We start from the raw sequence: 7,618 nt of genomic DNA, 5'->3' as shown, positions 1-7,618 counted from the left end.
ATCATTCCGAATTAGCTCAGTTGGTAGAGCACACGACTGTTAATCGTGCTGTCGTCGGTTCGAGCCCGACATTCGGAGTAATTGCCGACTTAGCTCAGTTGGTAGAGCAACGGTATCGTAAACCGTAGGTCGAGGGTTCGAATCCCCCAGTCGGCATGCGTGTAACTCCTATAAGCCTTGATAACAAGGTTTATAGGAGTTTTTTGTATACAGAATATCGATTGATAAATATATAATTAAACACAATGCTTTCATTATGAATTTTCAATGTTAAAATTAAGGTAAGTAAGGAGGTGTTAAGGTAATAATTAAGTTGAATCGATGACGTGTTAAAGATAGGTACTACTAGGTCGAGTTTGTGAGCTCTTTTAAGAGAGGTGATACTTTTGAGTCTGTTATTAAATGTATTTATTATTAGCCTATGTATCATTATTGTGTCCCTTTTTATAGTTGCAATTGTTTTGAGTATCTCAACAACTATTCAAATTTTACGTGAATCAAGCTTTCATGGAAATTTACCTTATTAAGAATGATTAATTGATTATCTTTCCGTATCAACAAACATTACCAAATAAAACCATTTAGTGTGGAAAAATTATCTTAACCGATTGAACCCCGAATCAACCAATAATATTTGGTTAATTCGGGGTCTTTAAATATTTAAGCCTATATTTTTTATGTTATTAATCCATTTTGGAAGATTAAATTTTAGAATTTATTGTATACTATCATATAAGAATTATAATTTGGAAAGAAAAATGTTGAATTGGGGAGATTTTACATGACTCAAAAATATTTTGGAGTAATGACAGTCAATGTTACTGGTGTAGAATTGTTGATTGTTAATTTAAAAACACATAAATCTCTTGAAAAAGTAACAAAAGAAATTAATTTAGGTGATGATGTTTATCGTCAACATCCAGTAAAATTTGAGTCAGTTAGTAAAATTGTGGAAGCATTAACTGGATTTATTCAGATTTTACATGATTATGGAGTGGAAAATTATCAATTATGGGGAAGTCAGGCCTTATCACAGGCTATTAATGCTGACTTTATGGCAGATCAATTTTTCTTACATACCGGTATCGAGGTTCGCTGGTTATCAATGAGTGATGAAGTGTACTATCGTAATCAGAATGTTTCATTAGAACTTGAAAAAGATAATCATATTGTTTATCTCGTGGGTATTACTTCAGGAAATACTTCAGTTACACGTTATGATAGTGGCAAATTTGTGACATCTACTAATTTTGCGCTCGGTCCAATAAAAATTGCGGAAGATTTACAAAGTCTTCGTCAATCTGCCCCCAATTCTATTAGTGTTTTAAATGATTATATTGATAGCAAGTTAAAAGACTTCGATATAGGGAGTCTTGTAAATGTGGTAACGAAAGAAGATTCCCAAATTATTTTGCTAGGAACATCACCTATAAAAAATGTGGTGACACATTATATCAAGGAAGAACTAGAACCAGCTTTTTCAATTTCGGTTTTTAATGATTTGGTTGATGATATTGTTGATGCGTCAGATCAATACCTGACGGATCAGCTACAGGTCAATGAAGATGCAGTGCCACTTATCCTGCCAGAGTTATTATTAATTCGGCGAATTATTCAATTAACTAGTGCAAAGCAAATAAGCTTTTCAGATTCGGGAATTGTTGATGGCATTGTGAATGATGAGGAAGTTGCGTTAGGTTTTTCAAAGCATGATTTTACAAAGCAAATGATTACGATGGCAACTAACCTTGCAAATCACTATGATGTTGAACCAGTCCATCGTGATCTTGTTACAAAATTTGCGCTTCATTTATTTAATCAATTAAAGCCGTTACATACTTTAGGAAAACGTGAACGGGTTCTGTTAGAAATTGCCTCCATTCTACATGATGTAGGAAATTATATTGGGGTTCATTCTCATTATTTACATTCTGAATATATTATTAAAAATTCAGATATTATTGGTTTATCTAGTGAAGAATTGGAAATTATTGCTGCTATCGCAAAATATCATAGTGCGACAACACCAAGTGAAGATTTAAGCCATTTTAATCAAATCTCTGCAGAAAATAGGCGTTTGATTTCAAAGTTAGCAGCGATTCTTAGGCTAGCAGATGCATTGGATGATGATCGACAGCAAAAAATCCAGAAAATTTCAGTATCAATTAAAAGTCAAAGCGTGGTTATTTCAGCATATAGTAATGCCAATTTGGCCTATGAGAATTGGATTTTTAACTCGAAAAGTCAATTTTTTCAAGAGACATATGGTTTAAAAGCGGTGCTAAAGCAGAGGGGGGTTAAGTAATGGCAAAAATAGATTATGAAGATCCACATTTTTATACAAACCGTGAATTAAGCTGGCTAAATTTTAATGATCGTGTGCTTGAGGAAGCGCGAAATAAGAATAATCCATTATTAGAACGACTAAAGTTTTTAGGGATTACTCAGAGTAATATGGATGAATTTGTGATGGTTCGTGTGGCATCTTTAGCAAAGTTAATTGAGGTAAAGTGGGATGGACGTGATGCATCAGGTCTATCAGCAGAACAACAATTAAAGGCTGTTAATGATAAAGCACATGAACAATTAATTAAGCAGTATACCACGTTGAATCGAATTTTATTACCCGCAATCAAGCAGGTGGGCATTAATTTATTAAAGGCTGATGATCTTGTTGATGACCAATTTGAATTCATTAAGAGCTACTTTCATGATGAATTATATCCAGTGTTAACGCCCATGGCAGATGACACATCACGTCCTTTTCCGTTTATTAGTAATGATACAATCAACTTATCACTACGATTAAGCAAAAAGGGGAGTGATAAATCGTTGTATGCAACCTTGCAAGTGCCTAGTATTTTTCCACGTGTTGTAAAGTTACCTGCGGCAGAAAATGATTTTATCTTACTAGAAGATATTATAAAGCGATTTGTTGATCAATTATTTGTTAACTACAAGATTCATGAAGTCTCTACTTTCCGTGTTATTCGTGACATGGACTTAGATGTTGCTGAAGAAGATACGTCTGATCTCTTGAAAGAAGTGCAGCAGCAATTAACCTTACGTGCACATGGAAAAGTGATTCGGCTAGAAGTTGAATCTGATATTAGTAAAAAACTACGTAAACGGTTAGTGCGTGAACTAGGCACGGATGAAGATTCTGTGTACGAAGTTAATGGACCTGTTGATTTAAATTTCTTAGGAAAACTTTCCAGTGCAGTTACTGGAAAAGACGAATTGAGATATGCACCATTTCAGGCTTATCAAGATGTTGCACTTAATGCGGAACACAACATTTTTGAAGCAATAAAAGAACATGATCGGTTGATGCAACATCCATATGATAAATTTGATTCGGTGGTGGAATTTATTCGTCAAGCATCGATTGATAAGGATGTTTTAGCAATTAAAATGACTTTATATCGTGTTTCAGGTAATTCACCAATTATCAAATACTTAGGACGTGCTGCTCAAAATGGTAAACAGGTCACTGTTTTGGTTGAAGTTAAAGCGCGATTTGATGAAGAGAATAATGTTCATTGGGCTCGTCAACTGGAGCGCATGGGTTGTCACGTCATTTATGGATTGGTTGGGTTAAAAACGCATTCTAAATTGTCTCTAGTGGTACGACGTGAAGAAAGTGGCATCCAACGGTACGTTCATTTAGGTACAGGGAATTATAATGATATCACGGCCCATTTCTATACGGATATTGGCTTACTGACCGCAAATAACAATATTGGGATTGATGTCACGAATATATTCAATATGTTATCTGGATATTCACGGCCACCTTATTTTCATAAGCTACACATTTCACCAAATGGTATCCGAGAGTTTATTCTGGATAAATTAGATCAAGCAATTAATTATGCAAAGTTTGGACAGCCTGTCCATGTTCAGATGAAGATGAATTCTTTGTCTGATCAAGAAATGATTGCTAAAATGTATGAAGCCTCTCATGAGGGGGTGGCAATTGATTTAATTATTCGGGGCATTTGCTGTTTGAAACCAGGTATTAAAGGCATTAGTGAAACAATCCGAGTACATTCAATTGTTGGGCGTTTTTTGGAGCATAGTCGGATTTATATTTTTGATTTTGAAGGTGAAAAGCAAGTATATTTGTCATCAGCTGATTTGATGACGAGAAACTTAAATCGACGGGTTGAACAGTTGTTTCCTATTGAACAAACTGATTTAGCTCGCCGTGTATTATCGATTTATCGTACACTATGGGATGATAATGTGAAAACAAGGGTTCTTGGTGCAGATGGTATTTATAGTCGAGTTGATCGTCGTGGACGGGCTTCATTAGATGCACAGGATTATTTTGCAGTTCAGGCAACACAATGGGCACAGCAACAACAATCTGATTCACATAAGCAAAATCCAAATCAGTTTCAGCCAATGTTCAGTCCGGAAAATCAGCACGATCCATTAAGTGAGTAGCGGTAGTAGGTAGATATAGTAGAAGGGGATTTTAATGGAAAATTTTGTAGTTATTGATTTGGGATCGAATTCAGTTAGAATGACAATTACTCGTATTAATGAAGATGGCACACATGAAACAGTAACTCATATGAAAGAGTTTGTGCGTTTATCTGAAGATATGGGTGAAGAAAAAATTCTAAAACCAGCGGCTATTGAACGAACAATGAAGGCGCTACGTTCATTTAAGGATGTCTACAAAAAATTAGATAATGCCAATATCCGTGCTGTAGCTACAGCAGCGGTACGACAGGCATCAAATCAAAAGGCCTTTTTAAAACAGGTGAAGTCAGAGATTGGCATTGATTTGGAAGTTATTTCAGGTACGCAAGAAGCTTATTATGACTACATTGGTGTCACAGAGACATTACCAATCACCAACGCTATTTTAATTGATACTGGTGGTGCAAGTATTGAAATTGTGTTAGTTCAGAACGGCAAAGTAGCAAACCTCATTAGTATTCCAATTGGGTCTGTTACAATTTCTTCCGAATATGATCTTGGAAATCATGTTTCTGCTTCAGAATTATTTAAGGCAGTCATTTCAATTAATGAAATCTTCCAAAATGTTTGGTGGTTAAAGAATGGTTTGAATTTGCCAATTATCGGCCTGGGCGGCAGTAATCGAACACTTGCAAAGATTAATCGCCGTCGGGATCACTTGTTTAACATGGAGGATGTCCATGGTTATCAAATTAAGGATACACAGGTGAACAAGACCTTTGAGGATATCATCAGTCTTGATTTTGATGGTCGAAAAGACGTACCAGGTATTAGTAAAGACCGTGCTGATATTATTGTTGGTGGCTTAATACCGGTTATACTCTTAATGAATTATTTGGATTCTGAAAAAATTACTTTTTCAACTAGTGGGTTAAGAGTTGGTATTTTATATGAACGTTTGCATGATATTTTGCGAGAAAGTGTAGTAAATAAATAAAGCGCTTTTGACACACTCTGTTTTATACTAAAGTATTGACAAAGTCAGTATTTCAAGATATGATTGTTAACTGTAAGTTGTGTACTTACGACATCATATCGTGTCGTGATGATGGCACTGAGGTCACACCTGTTCCCATACCGAACACAGCAGTTAAGCTCAGTAGCGCCAAAAGTAGTTGGAGGATCGCCTCCTGCGAGGATAGGACATCGCGATGCATCATTCCGAATTAGCTCAGTTGGTAGAGCACACGACTGTTAATCGTGCTGTCGTCGGTTCGAGCCCGACATTCGGAGTCTCAGGGTCATTCCATAGTGAATGGCTTTTTTTATACAATCATTTTGAGGGGGATGCCAAGATGAAAATAACAATGGAAGAACAAATTAAACAATTGGTTGATGCTTTACATGAGGCACAACAAGAGGCTGATAAATGGCGTACGGGTGCAGAAATTTATGAAGCACAAGCGACAGAGTCACAGGAAACGATGCAGTTGATGGCTGAAGAAATTGATCAATTGCGTAAGGAAAACGAGCAATTACATCAGGTAGCAAAGCAACAAGGTCAGTCTACGTTACTAACACCAACGCAGCAGCCGGAGATTGCTAAACAAGAACTGGCACGTCACAAAATTATTGAAGATGCTTTGATAAATAAAATACAGCAGTTAGAGTATGATTTGGCAAATAGATAAAAAGGGAGAGCAGGACAAAAGTCGTTTTGAAGGCATTTTTAGCAAAAAAAGTTGGAACATTTGTTTTTGTTCCAACTTTTTAAATGTGTTCTTTAATGCTAATTTATTTATGTTAACCAACTGGTTGCAAGTTACGTAGCGTCACATTAGGATCTAAAATACCAGATGGCCCTGAAAGCTTATAACGAAGATAATGATCAACGTCTAAATTAAGTGCAGAGTCTAACTGTTCTGTTGTATAATCTTTGATATAGACAGGACCTAAGTCGCTATCAATGGTCATATTGAAATCATCTGATAAATCACTTGCTTGGCAAAGAACCAAGTTGAATGCGACATCAAAGGTGCATGTGGCAGAATTTGAAAATGGACCAACACCATCGTCCAAATCAAGTGCGATGCGGGTATCTGTCGTTACCAAGGGTGAAATACGCTGTAGAGCAGTGTCAGAAAATGTTAAGTACATGATATTGTCCTCCCTGTTTCTGCTTATTGTAACACAGGTTGTGATGATAGTTTAGGATGAGAAAGGAGATAGCGATGTTTCATTTAATTTGGGTACTTATTGTTGGTGCAGTTATTGGTGCTATTGCAGGGGCTGTGACAAAACATGGTGGTTCCATGGGTTGGATTGCCAATATTGTTGCTGGTCTAGTTGGCTCGTGGCTTGGTGAGTTAGTATTGGGATCATGGGGGCCAAATGTTGCAGGCATGGCGCTTATCCCATCGATTATTGGCGCGGTTGTTGTCGTTATCCTAGTTTCTTGGCTACTTAGTCGAGCAGATAGGTGATAAAAGAGGTATATTGTGGTTAAGCAAGGACATTACGCAGGAGTAAGCACTAATAAAAAAAGTCGTCAGTTGAAACAGCGTGCACAACGTCAAGTAAATGCTGAGATCGATCTTTCAGAAGTAGCTGATTTTTTGCAAGGTCGCTATGTATTAACGCAACATGCAACATCTGCTTTAGTTGATGAAACGATGCAACGTTTTTTAGCGGAATGGGGTCAACAAACAACTACTAGTACTGTAGATAGTAATCTATGGGACATGGATAAGATAACGATCCAGACACTAGCTCGAATTGCTAGTAAAGTACCTTGGCAATTTTATGCAATTATTGTGGGTCAATGGTCAAAGTTTTCTCATTTTATTATAAAAGAAGTGCCAGCATTGCCGACTAAAAATGCCGTTCGTCTGACAAGCAAGGATGTGGATATTACCAGTGTTGTTAGTCAACAACTAGCTGTAAATTGGTACCTTAGTCGTTTCGCAGGAACTAGCCAATTGGCAACGGTTACCAATGCAAATATTCAAGACTTATCAAAGTCATTCATCAGTCATGGTGCACTCGATTGGCAGAATGTTGCCGTTGTTTATTCTACAACACCATTTACAGTTGACGTTGACGATACACAATTAAAGCAGTGGCTACAATCGTTAGTTGCATTATCACCAGAACAATTATAAATATTATCAAAAAAAGCCTTAAC

Annotated in this window: 7 protein-coding genes, 3 tRNA genes and 1 rRNA gene; 10 read left to right on the top strand and 1 reads right to left on the bottom strand. The window is 36.6% G+C overall.

Going from position 1 to position 7,618, the window contains the following annotated elements; all coding sequences use genetic code 11:
- Positions 1 to 5 precede the first annotated feature (5 nt).
- From HMPREF0877_RS08220 to HMPREF0877_RS08185, 8 genes are all read left to right on the top strand, one after another.
- Positions 6 to 78: transfer RNA gene (locus tag HMPREF0877_RS08220), tRNA-Asn, on the top strand.
- Between the two features lie 5 nt (positions 79 to 83).
- Positions 84 to 156, top strand: a tRNA-Thr gene (locus HMPREF0877_RS08215).
- A gap of 625 nt (positions 157 to 781) precedes the next feature.
- Entirely contained in the window at positions 782 to 2,305 is a 1,524-nt protein-coding gene (locus HMPREF0877_RS08210; protein ID WP_002828869.1) for a Ppx/GppA phosphatase family protein, read from the top strand.
- Positions 2,305 to 4,452, top strand: coding sequence for an RNA degradosome polyphosphate kinase (locus HMPREF0877_RS08205; protein WP_002828868.1), 2,148 nt, complete (start codon positions 2,305 to 2,307; stop codon positions 4,450 to 4,452). Before HMPREF0877_RS08210 ends, HMPREF0877_RS08205 begins: the two co-directional genes overlap by 1 nt.
- 34 nt (positions 4,453 to 4,486) lie before the next feature.
- The gene (ppx, locus tag HMPREF0877_RS08200) at positions 4,487 to 5,431 is read left to right on the top strand and encodes an exopolyphosphatase (protein ID WP_002828867.1); all 945 of its coding nucleotides are present in this window, start codon (positions 4,487 to 4,489) and stop codon (positions 5,429 to 5,431) included.
- Between the two features lie 101 nt (positions 5,432 to 5,532).
- Positions 5,533 to 5,649 (top strand): 5S ribosomal RNA (rrf, locus tag HMPREF0877_RS08195).
- Between the two features lie 5 nt (positions 5,650 to 5,654).
- Positions 5,655 to 5,727, top strand: a tRNA-Asn gene (locus HMPREF0877_RS08190).
- A gap of 62 nt (positions 5,728 to 5,789) precedes the next feature.
- Positions 5,790 to 6,125 (top strand): hypothetical protein, encoded by a 336-nt coding sequence (locus tag HMPREF0877_RS08185; RefSeq protein WP_081443732.1) that lies wholly within the window; start codon positions 5,790 to 5,792, stop codon positions 6,123 to 6,125.
- A gap of 112 nt (positions 6,126 to 6,237) precedes the next feature.
- On the opposite strand, the gene HMPREF0877_RS08180 is transcribed toward HMPREF0877_RS08185, so the two are convergent.
- Positions 6,238 to 6,591 (bottom strand): iron-sulfur cluster biosynthesis family protein, encoded by a 354-nt coding sequence (locus HMPREF0877_RS08180; RefSeq protein WP_002828866.1) that lies wholly within the window; start codon positions 6,589 to 6,591, stop codon positions 6,238 to 6,240.
- A gap of 74 nt (positions 6,592 to 6,665) precedes the next feature.
- Between HMPREF0877_RS08180 and HMPREF0877_RS08175 the strand changes: the two genes are divergently transcribed.
- Together HMPREF0877_RS08175 and HMPREF0877_RS08170 are read left to right on the top strand one after the other, a co-directional pair.
- Complete coding sequence (locus HMPREF0877_RS08175; RefSeq protein WP_040761049.1) at positions 6,666 to 6,917, top strand: GlsB/YeaQ/YmgE family stress response membrane protein; 252 nt, start codon at positions 6,666 to 6,668, stop codon at positions 6,915 to 6,917.
- 15 nt (positions 6,918 to 6,932) lie between these two features.
- The gene (locus HMPREF0877_RS08170; RefSeq protein ID WP_002828864.1) at positions 6,933 to 7,595 is read left to right on the top strand and encodes a hypothetical protein; all 663 of its coding nucleotides are present in this window, start codon (positions 6,933 to 6,935) and stop codon (positions 7,593 to 7,595) included.
- The last annotated feature ends 23 nt before the right edge of the window (positions 7,596 to 7,618 follow it).

The sequence above is a fragment of the Weissella paramesenteroides ATCC 33313 genome (assembly GCF_000160575.1).
GTDB classification, from domain to species: Bacteria; Bacillota; Bacilli; order Lactobacillales; family Lactobacillaceae; genus Weissella; species Weissella paramesenteroides.
The sequence above is the reverse complement of the archived record's forward strand: the minus strand, read 5'-3'. Positions and strand labels throughout refer to the sequence as shown.

Bases quoted from the DNA above. Each gene is read 5' to 3' on its own strand.
- ppx (WP_002828867.1), top strand. From the start codon at position 4,487: ATGGAAAATTTTGTAGTTATTGATTTGGGATCGAATTCAGTTAGAATG.
- HMPREF0877_RS08210 (WP_002828869.1), top strand. From the start codon at position 782: ATGACTCAAAAATATTTTGGAGTAATGACAGTCAATGTTACTGGTGTA.
- HMPREF0877_RS08175 (WP_040761049.1), top strand. From the start codon at position 6,666: ATGTTTCATTTAATTTGGGTACTTATTGTTGGTGCAGTTATTGGTGCT.
- HMPREF0877_RS08180 (WP_002828866.1), bottom strand. From the start codon at position 6,591: ATGTACTTAACATTTTCTGACACTGCTCTACAGCGTATTTCACCCTTG.
- HMPREF0877_RS08205 (WP_002828868.1), top strand. From the start codon at position 2,305: ATGGCAAAAATAGATTATGAAGATCCACATTTTTATACAAACCGTGAA.
- HMPREF0877_RS08185 (WP_081443732.1), top strand. From the start codon at position 5,790: ATGAAAATAACAATGGAAGAACAAATTAAACAATTGGTTGATGCTTTA.